16 protein-coding genes are annotated in these 16619 nt (G+C 49.6%); 4 read left to right on the top strand and 12 right to left on the bottom strand.

Going from position 1 to position 16619, the window contains the following annotated elements; all coding sequences use genetic code 11:
- Positions 1 to 17 precede the first annotated feature (17 nt).
- Genes fhuB through fhuF form a run of 4 tightly spaced genes read right to left on the bottom strand, consistent with a single transcriptional unit; the run spans position 18 to position 4313 of the window.
- The gene (gene fhuB / locus BMX14_RS05135; protein ID WP_177173091.1) at positions 18 to 1943 is read right to left on the bottom strand and encodes a Fe(3+)-hydroxamate ABC transporter permease FhuB; all 1926 of its coding nucleotides are present in this window, start codon (positions 1941 to 1943) and stop codon (positions 18 to 20) included.
- Positions 1936 to 2838: an ABC transporter substrate-binding protein gene (locus BMX14_RS05130; RefSeq protein WP_177173090.1), complete on the bottom strand. Its 903-nt coding sequence runs from the start codon at positions 2836 to 2838 to the stop codon at positions 1936 to 1938. The genes fhuB and BMX14_RS05130 overlap by 8 nt, the downstream gene beginning before the upstream one ends.
- Positions 2828 to 3631: an ATP-binding cassette domain-containing protein gene (locus tag BMX14_RS05125; RefSeq protein ID WP_092674246.1), complete on the bottom strand. Its 804-nt coding sequence runs from the start codon at positions 3629 to 3631 to the stop codon at positions 2828 to 2830. Before BMX14_RS05125 ends, BMX14_RS05130 begins: the two co-directional genes overlap by 11 nt.
- A gap of 7 nt (positions 3632 to 3638) precedes the next feature.
- Complete coding sequence (gene fhuF, locus BMX14_RS05120; RefSeq protein WP_092673757.1) at positions 3639 to 4313, bottom strand: siderophore-iron reductase FhuF; 675 nt, start codon at positions 4311 to 4313, stop codon at positions 3639 to 3641.
- A gap of 128 nt (positions 4314 to 4441) precedes the next feature.
- Here fhuF and BMX14_RS05115 point away from each other — a divergent pair, with 128 nt between their 5' ends.
- From BMX14_RS05115 to BMX14_RS05100, 4 genes are read left to right on the top strand one after another with little or no spacing between them, the layout of a single operon-like run.
- Positions 4442 to 4873 (top strand): TonB-dependent receptor plug domain-containing protein, encoded by a 432-nt coding sequence (locus BMX14_RS05115; RefSeq protein WP_092673754.1) that lies wholly within the window; start codon positions 4442 to 4444, stop codon positions 4871 to 4873.
- A 9-nt stretch (positions 4874 to 4882) separates the two neighbouring features.
- Positions 4883 to 6688 (top strand): TonB-dependent receptor, encoded by a 1806-nt coding sequence (locus BMX14_RS05110; protein WP_092673751.1) that lies wholly within the window; start codon positions 4883 to 4885, stop codon positions 6686 to 6688.
- 49 nt (positions 6689 to 6737) lie between these two features.
- On the top strand, positions 6738 to 8366 hold the full coding sequence (locus BMX14_RS05105; protein ID WP_092673748.1) for a multidrug ABC transporter permease/ATP-binding protein: 1629 nt from the start codon (positions 6738 to 6740) through the stop codon (positions 8364 to 8366).
- A 13-nt stretch (positions 8367 to 8379) separates the two neighbouring features.
- A complete protein-coding gene (locus tag BMX14_RS05100; RefSeq protein ID WP_092673745.1) occupies positions 8380 to 9006 on the top strand; it encodes an alpha/beta hydrolase in 627 nt (208 codons plus the stop codon).
- A gap of 44 nt (positions 9007 to 9050) precedes the next feature.
- Here BMX14_RS05100 and BMX14_RS05095 read toward each other — a convergent pair whose 3' ends face one another.
- From BMX14_RS05095 to gloA, 8 genes are all read right to left on the bottom strand, one after another.
- Positions 9051 to 9686 carry a carbonic anhydrase gene (locus tag BMX14_RS05095; protein WP_092673742.1) on the bottom strand — a complete coding sequence of 212 codons (636 nt, stop codon included), beginning with the start codon at positions 9684 to 9686 and terminating at the stop codon, positions 9051 to 9053.
- An 83-nt stretch (positions 9687 to 9769) separates the two neighbouring features.
- Positions 9770 to 10693, bottom strand: coding sequence for a glutaminase B (gene glsB, locus BMX14_RS05090; RefSeq protein WP_092673739.1), 924 nt, complete (start codon positions 10691 to 10693; stop codon positions 9770 to 9772).
- Positions 10694 to 10767: 74 nt separating this feature from the next.
- A complete protein-coding gene (locus BMX14_RS05085) occupies positions 10768 to 12072 on the bottom strand; it encodes a PQQ-dependent sugar dehydrogenase (protein WP_092673737.1) in 1305 nt (434 codons plus the stop codon).
- Entirely contained in the window at positions 12069 to 12512 is a 444-nt protein-coding gene (locus BMX14_RS05080; protein ID WP_092673734.1) for a DUF2231 domain-containing protein, read from the bottom strand. The genes BMX14_RS05085 and BMX14_RS05080 overlap by 4 nt, the downstream gene beginning before the upstream one ends.
- Before the next feature lie 103 nt (positions 12513 to 12615).
- On the bottom strand, positions 12616 to 13485 hold the full coding sequence (locus BMX14_RS05075; RefSeq protein WP_177173088.1) for a LysR family transcriptional regulator: 870 nt from the start codon (positions 13483 to 13485) through the stop codon (positions 12616 to 12618).
- Positions 13486 to 13502: 17 nt separating this feature from the next.
- Complete coding sequence (locus BMX14_RS05070; protein ID WP_092673729.1) at positions 13503 to 14399, bottom strand: AEC family transporter; 897 nt, start codon at positions 14397 to 14399, stop codon at positions 13503 to 13505.
- A gap of 53 nt (positions 14400 to 14452) precedes the next feature.
- Positions 14453 to 15919, bottom strand: a complete 1467-nt coding sequence (locus tag BMX14_RS05065; protein ID WP_092673726.1) for an aldehyde dehydrogenase family protein — start codon at positions 15917 to 15919, stop codon at positions 14453 to 14455.
- Between the two features lie 25 nt (positions 15920 to 15944).
- A complete protein-coding gene (gene gloA / locus BMX14_RS05060; protein WP_092673723.1) occupies positions 15945 to 16472 on the bottom strand; it encodes a lactoylglutathione lyase in 528 nt (175 codons plus the stop codon).
- Between the last annotated feature and the right edge of the window lie 147 nt (positions 16473 to 16619).

Genomic DNA, 16619 nt, shown 5'->3' with positions numbered 1-16619 from the left:
GGCTAGCTCTTTTGCCGTTAGCGTTTACGATACAGTAACCATAATAAGCCTGGCGCGCCCAAGATAACGGCCACAATGCCAGCAGGAACTTGAAATGGCCACATGATCATTCTGCCGATAAAATCGGCTGCTAACATTAATAGCGCACCGCAGACCACACTGATCCAAAGGGCGTTGCCGAAACGATAAATTCCTAAATATCGCGCAATTTGCGGCGCTAATAGCCCGACAAAGCTCATCGGTCCCAGTAACAGCGTTGCCCCAGCGCTCAATGTCGCACACCAAATAATTAATAGCGTGGTGCTCCCGCGTAACGATAAACCGCGTGACGACGCGACTGTTCTGCCTAAAGGCAGCAAGGTTAACCAACGTGTAAAAAGCAAACTGATCGGTAGGCTTAATAACAAGGCGACTAGGGAAGCTAAGGCTTTTTCCGGTGTGGCTCCCCAAGTAGAGCCTGATAACCAGCTGATAATCACACCACTATTCGGCGCACCAGAGGCTAGAAATAGGGTGATCAGCGCTAAAGAGAAGGCCCCTAACGCAGTCCCGACGAGCAGAATTTTAGGTGTCTGATCACTCGCATTGATGGCAAACAGGATGATTATCCCTAAGCTTATCATCGCCCCCAGCGCCGCCACGGAAAATAATAAGAGACCGCTCGCATTAGGCATCAACACCAGTAATAGCACGACTGCACAGGCAGCACCGCTGTTTATCCCCAACACTTCCGGACTGGCCAGTGGGTTATTGGTTAACCGTTGTAAGATCACTCCCGCGCTGGCGAGTAGTCCTCCACAGCCTATCGCCATTACCATTCTTGGCCAGCGCAAATTGTAGGGATCGCTGACACTGATCTGCCAGCCTTGCGGACTATGGGTGAGGGTAAACGCCAAGAAGAATACGCCAAGCAACGCGACTATCAGTAAGACCTTAATTGCCTTAGGTAATAGTAGGACTTTGGAAGCAGTACCGCCTAAGGCTGGCGGCTGAGGGAAACGTGCCTTGACGATGATCAGTAACATCACCGGAATACCCATAATCGCAGTGAGATTTCCGGCGCTGATCTGCCAATTAATGGCCTCTGCGAAAAGGGCTAATTGGTCACAAAATAGTAACAATCCTGCACCAAACGCCATCCCCAGCAGCATACTCTTTTTAAAGGATAGGCGCGGGAACAGACGGGTAATTTGGGGGGCAAATAGACCGATAAAACTGATCAATCCGACTTGGCTCACTGTCCAGGCGGCCAGTAACGCCATCATGCCTAAGGTAAATAAACGATACAGTCGGCTATTACCGCCCAAGCTATCGACCACCTCGTCGGACAGTTTAAGTAAGGCGAGGGCACGTGTGCTGAGTAATACCAATACAGTAATGCCCACCAGAATAGGGCATAATTGTGACACCACCGACCAGTCGTTCTGCGCTAAATTGCCGCTGTTCCAGATAAACAGTGATTGCATCTGTTCGTGATGGAATAACACCAGCCCATTTTGTAATACAGAACAGAAAAGCCCCACAACCATCCCTGTTAATAGCAGAGTCAATGGCGACATCCCGCGGTGGCGGCTTAAGGCATAGATGATTGCTGTGGTGATAAAGCCACCCGCCAGCGCGAAGCTTTGAGTGATCCAGGGGGAAACCCCGGCAAATAATGCTAGGGTTGTGCCCAGCTGGGCACCGGAAGCGATACCCAGCGTCGCAGGCTCTGCAAGAGGATTTTTTAACACCAGCTGCGCTAACATCCCACAAAGCCCTAATGCCGCGCCAGCCAATGCCGCAACGATTATTCGTGGCAAATAGCTCTGTGACCAAAGCAGTGCGGCCATGCCCGGTTGTGTGGCGGTACTCGAGAATAAATGTTGGATATTCCATCCAATCATCAGGGCGGTAAATAAAGGTAGCAGGGTGAACGCAAGCCCCGCTCGAAGTTTAGTCATGCCATTGTCCTGATAAATGAATAAGTTGCTCAGTAAAATGTAATGCCGCATGAAGACCGCCGTACATCCATGCTCCCTCAACCTGATAGTGGTTATGCTGTTGCATAAAGGGCATTTTTTGCCATAGGCCCGATTGCGGCACAGCACGCGTAGCCCCGCGCTCACCATGCATAAATTCAATCGCGATATCCGTGTCGACGGGATAGAGTTGTTCAACCCCGATCACAGCGCTCCCCCACATATTCGCGCTACCTTGCCACGCACACTGCAGCCCTAAATAGGCCAACACTTCACCAAATAGGCTACTCGGAGACATCACTAAGACTTGGCGTGGACTCAAGAAGCTATACAATAAAATACGCTTACCCCGCCATGGAGCCAGCAATTGGCGGGCGGCTGTCATATTCTCCTGCCAATGCGTCAAGGTGCGTTGCGCGAACGCTTCGCGACCAAGGTGGCGTCCTAGCTGTTGCAAGTTGTCACGCGCTACAGTAAGGATTCTTTTACCGGGCAGGGTAAAGGGATAACGGATGACCTCACCAAATTGTTGCAGCGTGGCTTCCGGTAAGGGGGAGTAGTGCGGCAAGATGATGATATCAGGGCGTAGTTGAGCTAAAAGTTCCAGATTAGGCTCATTACGCAGACCTAATTCTACCGTCGTAACAGTAAGTGACGGTGTCACAACCCACTGCCGATAGCTAGGGATATCACTGACGGCAAACGGCTGTAATCCCACTGCGTCGATGAGTTCGACAGCCGTCCAATCTAACGCGGCGATACGAGGTTGCGGCGGGGCCGCCGCACGTAGCGATGGGGAAAGGATCGAGGCTACACCAACGCCGAGACCGTATTGCAGTAAACGCCGCCGCGTGAAGAGAGTTCGGTTATTTGACATAGCTAATAGGCGGTAACCTGGGGTCAGGATGGGTGACCCCCATCGGGACATGATAAATCGCTGAGAGTTGTTCAGCCGTCATTAAGGCTTGAGCATCGCCTTTGAACACAGTTTGCCCTTGTCTTAGGGCAACGAACTCGTCACAGAACCGTGCAGCCATATTAATATCGTGCAGCACCATGATCACGGTAAGACTGCGGTGGCGAGAAAGGTCATGAATAACCTGTAATACCTCTTTTTGATGAGCAATGTCTAGCGCTGAGGTCGGCTCATCCAACAATAGGCAGTGACTCGCTTGTACCACGCACATAGCAAGCCAGGCACGCTGCCGTTCCCCCCCGGAGAGTTGCTCGACAAGGTGCTCACTCGCCCAGTCCAAATCGACACTCCGGATTGCCTCCTCGACCGATGCCACGTCTTCGGCACTTACCCGCTTTAACGCACCGTGCCAAGCATAGCGGCCTAAGGTCACTAATTCTTTTACCGTCAACCCTTCAGCTGGCGGTAATTGCTGCGGTAAATACGCGACATGACGAGCAAATTCGCGCGATGGCCAGTCCGCAACAGGTCGCTCCTGCCAGAGAATGTCACCGGTGTGACGAGCATTTTGACGGCTGAGTAAATTGAGTAGTGTCGACTTACCCGAACCATTGTGGCCAATTAGCCCTGTTACACGGCCGGGACTGAAGGTATGAGTAACAGGCTGTAAAATTTGTCGCCCCGCAATCTGTACCGCTGCACCGCGTAGCTCAAATAGCGGCGTCGATACGCTATGTCTTACGTTGTTCACAATCTTTCCATTAAAGTTTTGAGGTTGGGCAACGGTCAAGTGGGCAAGAGGGACACAACTCTTTGTCCAAATGAAAGCGCATACAGCAATGACGGCGTTGCCTTATCGCGGGCATGTGTGCCTGATCAAGTGTAATGAATGGCTGATAAAGGTGGTTTCGCTCGCCATTAGTCAGGTGTGTCGCAGTAAAAATGTCTTGTAAAAGGTGACTTGAGACCTGTTTTTGTTCCGCGCTCCGCATACTTTGATGTAAGCGCACTGCCGCGTTACTCCAGAATAGTGCTAAGGGATGACCCGCAACCGCCGCGAGGGTCGAGCAGACTGGAGAGATAAACCCAGAGACGAGCTGAGTAATGGCTTGTTGTTGTGCGATGTCGCATGGTGCCGCGAGTGAAAGGTGGCTGACCGAGATCGGATCGGGAAATCCTTGGCTATTGAGCGAAAAACGTCCAAACCCTAGCCACAGGGGATAAGCGCGCTGTTCCACCAATAATTGTTCGCCCCAAGGTAATAGTGTCCCGGCGAAGAACCACTGCGACCATTTGGATAGCCATGCTAATTGTTGAGGCGACCGATAGGAACTCCGTTCTCTTGGGAGTAAGGCCCGAAAACTTTCGCAAGAGCGCAGGGTAGCCAAGGGGTACTCATTAGGGAGTGCCTTGGCGATGGAGGCTGCTCTAGACATGTTAGCTCCCGCACAACAGTAAATTTCTCAATACTAATGCAAATGAGTGATATTTGCATTAGTATTGTCTGCATTTTGTTTGTCGCTATTTTATAATTAATCATAACCTCCTGATAATTGGATTTTTTATGTCCCTCTGGTTACCTACCCACCGTCAAAAACACCTTGCGCAGGCTATTTCTCTGAGCCTACTCCCAATTACGTGTTACGTTCATGCGGACACTTCCCCCGATACGCTCGTCGTTACAGCGAAACCTACGGCCACAGATAATGCTAATGGCCAACACCTGATCCCGGCTTTCCTCGATGGTAACATTGCTAACGGTGGACGATTGGGGGCGTTGGGAGAACAAAAAGCGCTAGACGTCCCCTTTAACGTGGTGGGGTACACCTCAAAATTAATCGAACATCAGCAAGCGAGAAACCTCGCCGATGTCATGAAAAATGATGCCTCAGTCCAGAACGTCAGGGGGTATGGTAATTTCTCCCAAGGCTTTCGCATTCGTGGATTTGATTTATCAGCGGATGATATTGCCCTGGGTGGGCTCTATGGTATTTGACCGCGTCAAATTCTGCCTCTCGAAGCGGTCGAGCGCGTAGAGGTCATCAAAGGCTCAAGCGCCTTCTTAAATGGCGTGCCCGCTGCGGGCAGTGGTGTTGGCGGTAATGTCAATATCGAACCTAAACGCGCAGATTCACAGCCTACACAACGTGTCAGTGTCGATTACACCGGTCGAGGCCAAGCAGGGGTTAGCACGGATATCGGACGCCGCTTCGGTGATAATGAGCAATTTGGGGTGAGAGCCAACGTAGTGAATCGTGAAGGCGAAACAGAGATCCGCAAAGAACGTGACCGTACTACCGGGGCTTTCTTAGGGTTGGACTACCATGGCGATAAGCTAGAAAGCTCTTTGGACATGGGCTATACCAAATCGACCATTCATCATGGTCGCGTCGGGATCCGCCTCAACACATTGAACAATGTTATCACACTGCCTAGCGTACCAAGCGTACCTAATAATCGTACCAATTACAGTACAGCCTGGAACTATGCCGACTTGGAAAGTCGTTATGTGATGATGAAAAACGATTATCACCTCAACGATCAGTGGGTCGCTTACAGCGCTATCGGCAGCAGTCATAATAATGAATGGTCGGCAAGCGGCGCGCCCCTAGTCAGCGATATGGCAGGACGTTCGACCGTGACCCGTTTAACGACACATTACAAGTCAGATACCACCAGTGGATTGGTCGGGCTGCGGGGTAAAGTGACTACGGGTCCTATTAGCCATCAGCTGAATATCAATTATTCCGGGATCTATAATCGCAGTGCCAGTGCTTATACGATGTCGACTGCACAAGATTTCGGCACGATTTATGATCCTCGTCCGCAATCCTCTCCCGCTACGGCCTATTCTGACGGAAATATGGCTAACCCCCATATCCGCAGTAAAAATATCAATAATAGCGTCGCGCTTTCCGATACCTTAGGTTTTTGGCAGGATCGGGTGCGGGTCACCGCAGGGGCTCGCTACCAACATATAGCAGGGGCTCGCTACCAACATATAGATGTCAAAAACTACAGTTATCAAGGCGTCGAAGATAAGAATGCGGCGCTAAAAGCCCATCGTTGGTCGCCGGTGTATGGCGTTGTCTTTAAAGCCTCAGAGTGGTTATCGCTCTATGCTAACCATATTGAAGGGTTACAGGCATCAGGTACCGCGCCGTCGACCACGCTTAACTCCGGTTATATTGTGGGACTTGGCCGTACCCGACAAAACGAGGTGGGGCTCAAAGTCGAAAAGGGACGTTACGGCGGGAATATTGGCCTATTTGATATGCGCCGTCAGGTTGGCTTAACCGGCAGTGATAACGTTTACCGTCTTGCCGGTGAACAGCGCAATCAAGGGGTAGAGGTCAATGTCTTTGGTGAACCTGTCTTAGGCTGGCGTATCAATGCAGGCTCCACTTGGCTGCGTCCGAAAATGCCTAGCGCCAACGGAGATGAAAATAAGCGTTGGGTCAGTTATGATGGCAAGGATGCGGTGGGTGTACCGCGTAACCAATGGACCTTGGGTACCGAATGGGATATTCCACGGGTTGAAAGCTTGATGGTACAGGGCAATTTACTCCATACCAGCCGCCAGTATGTTGATAGCTCGAACACCTTGCGTATCCCAAGTTGGACGCGTCTTGATATCGGTGTGCAGTATCAAATGCCGATCCAGTCGGCTACGGTTAGTGCTATTACTTGGCGGGCTGGAGTTGAAAACGTGACTAACGAAAAATATTGGGACACCGTCGGGACCAATAATGGTTATCTGACACAAGGTGATCCACGCACTTACACACTCTCTATGAGCCTCGATTTTTAAGGCATCACCAACTCGGGAGGTGACTCCCGAGGACTACGTTAAGTTAATTATGCAACTACTGAAAACCATTCTTCGCCAGCATACGCTGGCCTTTATCGCCATTATCTTACTTAATTTGCTGAGTGCCGGATTAGGGATCGCGATTATCTCATGGATCAACCATGGACTTTTGGCCGAACAGTCTCTGGCGTTGGGGATTAGTAAAATGCTGGGCCTGTTGCTCTTATTATTAGCGACTACCCTTGGGGCGCAGTGGTGCCTAACAACGCTGGGTCACCAATTTATTTGGCGCAAACGATCGGCGATGGTGTGGCAGATGATGAATACCCCGATCGCTACCCTAGAAGCTAAGGGCGAAGGGGAGTTACTCGCGTTGTTGGGCCCGGATATTCGTAATATCACGTTAGCCTTTGTCAGGCTGCCAGAGTTGATCCAAGGTATCGTTCTCGCTTTAGTCGCGATGGGTTATCTGGGCTATCTTTCCGTCCCTGTGTTGCTGATTACGATAGGCTGGTTAGTCGTCACCTTTACGCTCGGTTATAAGATGGTAAGCAAGGTGTATCAGCATATTGATAAAGTCAGAGGCTATGAAAGCGACTTACAATCCTCATTCCAGGTCGTGATCCAAGGTAGAAAAGAGCTGGCATTGAATCCTGCACGGGCTAAACACTTCTATGACACCCATTATCAGGCCGCGGCAATGGGGTATAAGCAAAATATTATCAAGGCCGACAGTTACCATCTTTCGGCGATTAACTGGTCGAATATTATGATGCTCGGCTTAATCGGGGTGATATTTTTACTGGCCGAGTCACAAGGGTGGATATCAATGGCGGTGGCCACCTCTTTCTCCTTAACGATTCTTTTTATGCGCACCCCGCTATTACAGGCTATTGGCGCTTACCCCACCTTACTGTCGGGTGAGTTGGCGTATAAGAAGATTAATGAACTGCTACCGGAAAAGTCTCTGCCTAAGGAAGGGAAAACGCAAAAGGTAAAAGACACCTGGCAACAACTGCGTTGGGATAACATTACTTGGCAATACCCAGATAAAGGATTTGAAGTGGGACCGCTGTCGATGACCGTTACACGTGGCGAGACGGTGTTTATTATTGGTACCAACGGGTCAGGTAAATCAACGCTGAGTTTACTGCTTACCGGGCTTTATCCCATGGCGCAGGGCCATGCCTATTGCGATGGCCAAGCGATTAACGCCAAAAGCCTGATGTCTCTATTTTCGGTCGTGTTCACCAAACCCTATCTTTTCGAAACCGTATTTCTTGAGCCTAGTGAGGCCGACCATGCCTTAGCCGCAGAATGGTTAATGCGTCTGCAGCTTAATAATAAAATCACTGTTGATAACCATCAGCTCAGCACCTTGTCATTGTCGGCGGGACAAAGCAAACGCGTAGCGCTGCTGCTTGCCATGGCTGAGAAACGCGATATCCTATTCTTGGACGAGTGGGCCGCAGAACAAGACCCGCAGTTTAGGCGCTACTTCTATCGCGAACTACTCCCTTGGTTGAAACAACTCGGGAAAACATTACTGATTATCAGTCACGATGACGACTATTTTGATGTCGCCGATCGGGTATATGAAATGCAACAAGGTCACCTGCGTTTATTGAGTGCCGAAGAGAGCCGCCAGGCCGCTCGCGCCGTGATCTCGCAATCTTAATGAAGGGTTTTTAATGAAAAAATTAGTCATCTTATTACACGGTTATGGCAGTGATGGTAACGATTTGAAAGGGCTGGGTGAATTCTGGGCTGGCTCCTTGCCTGGCCTTTGTTATGCCTCGCCCAATGCCCCCGAACTCTGCGAAGCAGGAATGGGGTATCAATGGTTCAGCTTGGCAAACATTACGCCACAAAATCGTCAACCACGCTTGAACGATGCGCGTCGCGCTATTGATGAAATCCTTAACACCATTATGCAACAGCATCAAATCGATGCGACACAGGATCAGATTGTACTGGTCGGTTTCTCTCAAGGCACGATGATTGCACTCGATATCTTGCTGCGCAGCCACTATAACATTGTGGGGGTTGTTGGATTTTCGGGCCAATTAATTGAAACGCCTGCACAAGCTCAGGCTACGACAGCCGAAGTCTTGTTGATCCATGGCGAGGGGGATGAAGTGGTGCCGGCCCAAGAGACACTCGATGCGCAAGTCACACTCAATCGATTAGGATTTTCCTGTCACGTCATGATTGAACCAGAATTAGTACACAGCATCTCTGCCGCGGGTGTCGAGGCGGCGACGCAGTTCTTAATCGAGCGATTCGGTTGGGAAGAAGAGGAAGAAGAAGAAGAGTAAGTTTTATTGCCCCAAGTCCGCAATCGCAGGCTTGGGGCCTAGCATTATTCGAAGAAGGTCTCAGGGTTATCCGCCAAGCTCACGAAGTGCTCACCATGCTGATCTAATGCATTAATCTGACCTGTTTCAATATCATAGACCCAACCATGAAGGTTGATTTTTTTATTGCGTAGTGCGACCGCCACAGAAGGGTGGGTTTTGATATTATTAAGCTGAGCTATAACGTTTTCACGGACCATCGCGTTGAGTTTATCTTCAGGCGAGGCATACTCATGTTTTTCTACAACCGCTTTCGCCGCATCGGCGTAACGCAACCAATGTTCGACAGCAGGCATAGAATCTAAGCAGGCGCAGCTCGCAATGGCCGACATTGCGCCACAGTTTGAGTGACCACAAATAATAATATCCGTCACACCAAGCGCCATGACAGCATACTCGATAGTGGCAGATACCCCACCCGGTTCTGGTCCAAACGAAGGAACGATATTACCGGCATTACGGATAACAAATAACTGCCCAGGTTCCTGTTGTGTGACTAACTCAGGGACCAAGCGGCTATCAGAACAGGAGATGAAAAGCGCTTTCGGTTTCTGACTTGAAGCAAGACTACGAAAAAGTTCTTTTCTTTCAGGGTAAATGTCTTTCTGGAAATTCAAGAAGCCATCAATAATTGTTTTCATACTTATTCCACATAGGTGCAGGTATTAAGGAAAAACGATACCTTTCATTAAGGATATCGCGTGCTTAACCACAAAAGTCTGTGTTAAAAAACTGAGAAAGCCAATCGGTCTGAAATATGTTCCAACACCGCCGTACCGGCTAATGAATTACCGAACTGGTCAAGGGCAGGTGACCACACGGCAATACTCATTTTTCCTGGCACGATGGCAACAATCCCACCACCGACGCCTGATTTTGCAGGTAACCCCACTCGCCAGGCAAATTCACCCGCGGCATTATACATCCCGCTTGTCATCATTAAGGCATTGATATGACTAACTTGTCGATGATTAAGTTCCTGTCTAAACAAAACCTTACATAACTCGGGTGAAATCAAATAGCGGAAGCAACGAGCTAACTCCTCACAATTCATCGATAACGCGCAGTAATGAAAATAGTTTTCCAGCACCGTATTCACATCGTTATGGAAGTTATCGAAAGACTTCATCAGCCAAGCAATGGCCGCGTTACGGGCCGAATGAGCAAGTTCAGAGCTGGCGACCTGGCGGTCATAATGAATATCTTCGACGCCACTTAATCGACGAACCAAGGTTAACATCTGCTGACGCGGGGCCGATAAGCGGCTTTGTAGCATATCGCAGACCACTAGCGCCCCGGCATTGATAAAGGGATTACGTGGAATACCCTGTTCCATTTCAAGCTGTACTAGTGAGTTAAACGGTTGACCAGAAGGATCTTTTCCCACCCGCTGCCAAAGGTCTTGCTCTGAATAACGGGTCATCGCCACGGTTAACGAGAGCACTTTGGATATCGATTGGATAGAAAAACGTTGAGAGGCATCCCCGGCAGTTAACAACTGCCCATCGTGGGTACAGACCGCGACACCTAATTGATCTGCAGGAACTTGAGCGAGCGCAGGGATATAAGAGGCAACCTGACCTTGCCGTAATAATGGACGGACCTCGTCAAGGATTGATTCAAGAAAAGCATTATCTAAACGCGGCACGACTCGCTCCCAACACTAACACTAATAAAAAGGTGAGCATGATGCGATGCCCACCTAGTAATTGCAAGCTTAAATCATGGTGCGGCACTCACTCGCCACACGTGGTTTCCAACATCGTCGGCAATGATTAATGCGCCTTGATTATCAAGGGTTAAGCCAACAGGCGCTCCAAAGATCGTTTGCTGATCATCAGAGACAAAGCCATCCACCACCGTCTTAGGTTGACCCACGGGTTTACCTTGTGAGAATTGCACATAACTCACACGATAGCCATTTAGCGGCTTACGGTTCCAACTCCCATGTTCGCTGATAAATAGTCCTTCAGAGGCAAAACCAGGCAGGCGGCTGCCTTGTGCAAACTGCATTCCTAGCGGGGCAACGTGAGAACTCAAGGCATAATCCGGTGCGACCGCACTGGCCACTTTATCGGGAGCAGGGGGCTGTACTCTGCGATCAACATGTTGGCCATAATAGCTGTAGGGCCAACCGTAGAACGCACCTTCTTTTACTTGGGTGAGATAATCAGGGACTAAGTTTGCGCCGATTTCATCGCGCTCATTAACGATGGTCCATAATTTTTTCGTAGTAGGATCAAACGCCACGCCTGTCGGGTTGCGAAGGCCATCGGCGTAAATTCGGCTTGCACCACTATGTGGATCGACCTCCAAAATAGCGGCGCGACGGTACTCGGCTTCCAGCCCATTTTCAGTGATATTGCTGTTAGATCCGACGCCAACGTAGAGGTGTTTACCCTCTGGCGAGGCGGTTAACGATTTGGTCCAGTGATGATTGATCGTCGAAGGTAAGTCAGCAAGGCGCTTACCGCGAGCAGAATCTATTTTCAGATCGCCGGGTTGGTAGGGGAAGACCAGTAGGGCGTCGGCATCGGCGATATAGAGCGACTGGCCAATGAGCACCATACCGAAAGGCGAGTTGAGGTTCTGGATAAAGGGATATTGTTGCCAATGACCTTGGGCATCCTTACGCAGCAGCGTAATGCGGTTCCCACCTTTGCCCCCTTTACCTGAATCTTTTTTCACCAGACCCGAAATCAATTGTTTAGGCGTGGTTACCGCTTCACTGCTTGGCGCATTGGATTCTGCGACCAAAATATCATTATTGGGCAGTTGATAGACCATCCGTGGATGGGCTAAACCTTGAGCAATACTCTCAATTTTTAAGCCCGCCGCAGGGCGTGGAGTTTGCCCCTGCGCCCAATCGACTTTTGACGGTACGCTAATCGGAGGTAACAGAAACGCACTGGGTTTATCGAGCTTAGGATGTGGGCCAATTTGTTCAGCGACAGTGGTTGAATCACTGTTATCGCATCCTGCTAACAGTGTGCAGAGCAAAAGGGCGCTAAATTGACGATTAATCATAACATCTCCTCCTGATAACGAGGCGTGCTCAGCGCGTGGTTCACCACCGTGAGGACCAGAAATGCCACGGTGACGCCAGACAGTATAAGCCCCGCAGGCATGACGCCCCATGCATCGCGGCTGTGTACAAATGCATTAACTATCGCCACGACAATCGCTAAGGCATTTAGCCAAAAACTCCGACGAGCGGCTAATGGCCGCGAGACTGAACGGGAAATCCAGACTTGATAGAGGTTAATAAGGCGAGGGATTATCGCTAAAAGTAGTCCGAAGAAATTAAGCCAACTTGCTCCCTTAACCCAGAAGATCTCTTGAGTCATGTAGTAGATAATATCGAAGAAAAATCCTGCAACAAAGGCACCATAAGCGGCGGGTTCGAGTAAATTAACGAAAAAAATCGCTAACCGCGAAGGTGAGCGAGGTTGAGTCACAGAAGGCATAGCACGCTCCTAAACGTCAAAGACAGTCTATTGAGCATGGTCAATAATTTACAAATTAACAACCTTTTTAACAAAGTTGGCGATTTTGATTTATCCCTAAGCTTTATTCCGCTGGAATAACCTCGTCAACCATAGAGAGAAATGCCTTCTCAACGGGAGAAGCGGAGTAACGGTGCCAGACTAAATAGATATCGCAGGAGGAAAGGGTATCGAGTGGATAGCAATAGAGTCCTTTTACCTCGTCATTATTCTGAATAAAACTCTGCGGCATCACGGTAAAGCCTAATTGCTGCCGAATCGCGCCTAAAATCACAGAATAAGACTCTATATCGCACTGTTGGCGCGATTCCAATTGTTGGGTCGCAAGCCAATCTTCGATAAGAACATGATAGAAGCAGTGTTCGCCAAAGGTATACAGTGTCAGGGTGGAAACTTGTTCGATAAAGGATTCCATCGTCGCACAATGGGTGACTAGACATAAACTCTCTGGCCCAAACAGTCGACTCTTTAATACCGGGTGCTCAACTGGCCCGTCTACGACCACCATGTCCACTTCACCCGCGAGCAAGCGGTCCATTAAGGGGAGGGATGAGTGACTAGATAGTGACACTGTCACATCAGGATAATGTTGCATAAAGCCTACCATTATCTGCTGCAAGCGACTGTTCAAGGCAACATCCAACGCGCCGAGACGCAAATGGCCCTTTAACGATTCAGGTTTGAAGAAGTGCAGGCACTCCTCGCTCTGCTTGAGTAACTGCTGTGCTTGAGGATAAAACGCACGACCTTCTGGCGTTAGGGTTAATCGTTGTTTATCGCGATTAACCAACGCTACACTAAGACTTTCTTCTAATTCGCGGATACGCGTTGAAATATTAGATGGAACACAATGCATTTTCTTCGCGGCCTGCACCACACTCCCTGTTTCAACCAATGCACAGAAAATACGCAATTGAGGCAGTTTCAACAACATATCGACTCTCCTACTTCTTACCATGACAACAGTATGTGCCAAATTGGTATCGTAATGAAAGAAAGTAAAATAGCATATCCTTGGATGGCATTCGCTAAAACAGGTTGTAACCCCGCACGTTGTGCCATGATTGCCGCCGCAATCATCGGAGACATCGCGCCTTCAATTACCGTCACCTGTTGAGTCAATGTCGAGGCTCCACTTAACAGGACCATGCCCCAAACGGCTAACGGTGCGACGAGTAGTTTCCAGATCACCCCCGTGATCAGCGGTGAAATCGCCCCGCGGGGCGGACGTAGTGCTATTTGTAATCCGACGCAGAATAACGCTAATGGCGTCAAGGTTGCGCCAATCTGGCTGAAAGGTGCCGCGATAAAGTCAGGTAACCCGCCTAATGGCTTAATCGCCAGACTCACGCAGAGGGCGATAAAAGGCGGGAAGGTGATCACTCTCTGGGCAATCATTTTGACTGTCGGTGTCTGGCCAGAACAGAGCGCCATGACGACCACCCCAAAGGTGGATAAAATAATAAAGCTCCCGACTTGATCGGCAATAACCGCTATTTGCAGGCCTGCGGCACCATAATAACTTTGTACGATGGGATAGCCCATAAACGAAGTATTACCTATCCCCGCCACCAACGCCACGACACCCGTCACCGCCCGCGGCCAAGACAATATCCTCCCTATAATCACGGCAACCGCTACTGCCCCGAGGAAAACGCACCACATGCCGGCAACCGGTACTAAAGATTCGCGATTAATCGTGGTGTGAGGGATTAACGTTAAAATGAGACAGGGCAGCGCGACGGTTATCAACCACCAATTGATAGAGGGGACCAACTGCTCAGGAAATGAGAGGTAGCGACGTGCAGCGATGCCCATTATAAGGCAGATAATGAGTAAAGGATTCATGGTAAGGACCGAACGGGTGAGGGACAACCGGTGCCGAAGCACCGGTAAAAGGCTTAAGACTGATAATTGAGATAGACAGTTTTCTGTTTCACATAGAGTTGATAACCATGTTCACCATCATCACCACCAATCCCGGATAACTTCCAACCGGCGTGGAAGCCATTCACTTCTTCTGGGCCGTAACGGTTAATATAGACTTCGCCATATTCTAGGGCATCGCTAATTTGCATCGCACTCTGCAGATCACGCGTGTACAGATAAGAACTCAATCCGTATTCACAATCGTTGGCGAGCGCGATAACGTCATCGATGCTATCGAACACCACCACTGGCAGAATAGGGCCGAAGGCCTCTTCTTTCAGGATAGTCGCATTAGCAGGGAGATCGGTGACGATAGTCGGTGCAACCCAGTTACCCCCTTTAAATTTAGCCTCGTCGGGCACTTTACCCTGCCAGAAGATAGTTCCGCCTTCTTGTTGGCTTTTCGCTAACAGCTCGTCGACGTGAGATTTTTCTGCCGCGGAGACTTTCGGCCCCATCGTGGTTTTAGACGCCATCGGATCGCCAACGACGACTTTATCTGCCGCTTTCTTGAGCGCCTTCATAAACCTGTCATAAACGTCACGTTGCACGTAGGTACGTTCGTTACAGATACACACTTGTCCGCAGTTGGCCATACGCGCATCAATGGCGTCCTGTGCCGCTTTTTCGATATCGGCATCCGCCAAGACGATAAACGGCGCTTTACCACCCAGTTCCAGAGAGACAGGGATCACTTTTTCGGCGGCGTTCTTGGCAATAATTTTCCCGGCACGGGTAGAGCCGGTCATCGTCACCAGTTGGACATCTGGGTGTTTTACCAGTGCATCGCCCACTTTACTGCCTTCGCCACACAGTACGTTAATGACACCATCAGGAATACCCGCCGCTTTGCTCAGTGTCGCGAGCGCTAACGAACAAAGCGGGGTGTTCTCGCTAGGTTTCACAACGATGGTATTCCCCGCAACCAGCGCGGGAGCCGTTTTACGCGCAAAAATGGCGAGTGGGAAGTTCCACGGAATAATGGCGGCAACCACACCCAAAGGCGCTTCCTTGGTGATAGCTTGCTGTTGCGGATGGTTGGAGGCAAGAACATGGCCAGTGCGCTTCAAACCGAATCCCGCATAGTAACGTAGCATTGTTATCGCCATTTCGACTTCGCCAATTGACTCAGTCAGGGGCTTACCCTGTTCGGTAGTCAGCAGTGTGGCGAGCACTTTTTTATGTTTTTCGAGTTGTTGCGCGAAAGCGTGGAGATAATCCGCTCGTTGCGGCTGTGGTAGCGCGGCCCACTGTTTTTGGGCCTGTTTTGCAGCGCTAATCGCTTTATCGGCGTCGGCTTTGCTCCCCATCGCGACTTTAGCAATGATTTCGCCTGTCGCGGGATTGAGCACGTCGTCAGTAGTTTTACAGTCTACCCACGCGTTATTAATAAAATGAGCGGCATTTTCTGGCAGTAATTTTTTAAAATCGGATGACATAATTTCTCCTAAAAGTCCGTCAAGGTTATGCGTTAAGTGGCGTCGGCTGTAAAATTTCGATCCAATAGCCGTCGGGATCCTTGATGAAGGCGATATGTTTCATACGACCATCGCTAAGGCGCTTTTGGAACGCCACATTGAGCTTTTCAAAGCGTTCGCAAGCGGCCTGCACATCGGGCACTGACACACAGATATGGCCAAAACCTTGTGGTTCATCGTTGCCATTGTGGTAGTGGAAGTCGGGCTGAGTTTCGGTTCCGTAGTTATAGGTCAATTCCAATACGCCCGTTTGACTGAGCACCCACTCTTTGCGCGCTTCATCATTATCGGGGATAGCAGAGAGCGGCGCGCGGATTAGGTAAACGATGGTGAACGCCGCATCATCATTGACTTGCTCGTAGACCGGTACGAAGCCGAGCACGTTGCAGTAAAAATCCACCGACGCCTGCAAACTTTTCACTCTGATCATAGTGTGATTAAACTGATATCCCGCCGAATCAGTACTTGGCGCAGAGTCATAAGAGAATTTTTCTAACAATGTCGCTAAAGCCATGGTGACTCCTTGATTAAGTCGATAAGAATCTATTGACCAAAAGCTTAGGACAGGATCTCATTTTACGAAAGTGACAGATCTTGAGAAAAGCATTTCACTTTTTGTGAAATAATAGACATTGCGTTTCAAGGATTCTGTGCCACACTT

Source organism: Rosenbergiella nectarea, assembly GCF_900111105.1.
Lineage (GTDB): Bacteria > Pseudomonadota > Gammaproteobacteria > Enterobacterales > Enterobacteriaceae > Rosenbergiella > Rosenbergiella nectarea.
Note: the sequence above shows the minus strand (reverse complement) of the source record. Positions and strands in the feature narration are given on the sequence as shown.